We start from the raw sequence: 820 nt of genomic DNA on the forward strand, positions 1-820 counted from the left end.
AAGGGACCTCCTTCGTGGAGCGGATCGCGGCGCAGCACCTCGACCTCGGCGACCGTCCCCTGCGGTTCGACCACCTCGCCGAGCCGGTGCCCGATGCTGTGCGGTCCTGGCGCGTCGCGATCACCGGGCTCACCCGGGCACTGCGGGCGGCCGGGCCGGACAGCGACGCCTGGCGCACCGCGAAGGAGTCCGCCGCCCGGATCTTCCTCGAGATGTTCCCGCCGCACCTCGACACCCTGCCTGCCGTGCTCGGACTGCGGAAGAACGCCCGGCTCCGCGCCGCGGTCGAGCACATCCACGCACACGCCGCCGAGGACGTCACGGTGACCGAGTTGTCGGCGGTCGCCGGGCTCAGCGTGCGGTCGGTGCAGGAGTCCTTCCGCCGGGTGTTCGACGTCTCGCCGCTGACGTACCTCCGACACGTGCGTCTCGACCGCGTGCACGAGGAGCTCCTCGCGCTCGACCCGCAGGCCGGGGCGGTCGGCGACGTCGCGCGCCGGTGGGGGTTCGCACACCTCGGGCGGTTCTCGGCGTCGTACGCGGAGCGGTTCGGTGAGTACCCGAAGCAGACGCTGCGACGCTGACCCCGGGGCGTGCGGCTGACGCCGCGGCGCGTCGCTCCGTGGCGCCGCGTCGTGGTGGGGTGCAGTCGGCGTGCGTAGCGTCGACGGCATGACCACCACCGTGCTCGTCGCGGGCGCCACCGGCGACCTCGGCCACCGCATCGTCCGCGAACTCCTCGGCCTCGGTGCCGGTGTCCGCATCCTCACCCGCGGCGGGGCAGCCGCCGATCGCCTCTCCGCTGACGACCGCGTCGAGG

The 820-nt window shown here is 74.1% G+C and carries 1 protein-coding gene; it reads left to right on the forward strand.

Annotated features, from left to right (window positions below; all coding sequences use genetic code 11):
* Nucleotides 1-584: helix-turn-helix transcriptional regulator (locus tag NS184_RS17045; protein ID WP_152998319.1), on the forward strand; the 584-nt coding region annotated here is incomplete at its 5' end.
* Between the last annotated feature and the right edge of the window lie 236 nt (nt 585-820).

The organism is Curtobacterium luteum (assembly GCF_001475545.1).
GTDB lineage: Bacteria > Actinomycetota > Actinomycetes > Actinomycetales > Microbacteriaceae > Curtobacterium > Curtobacterium luteum_A.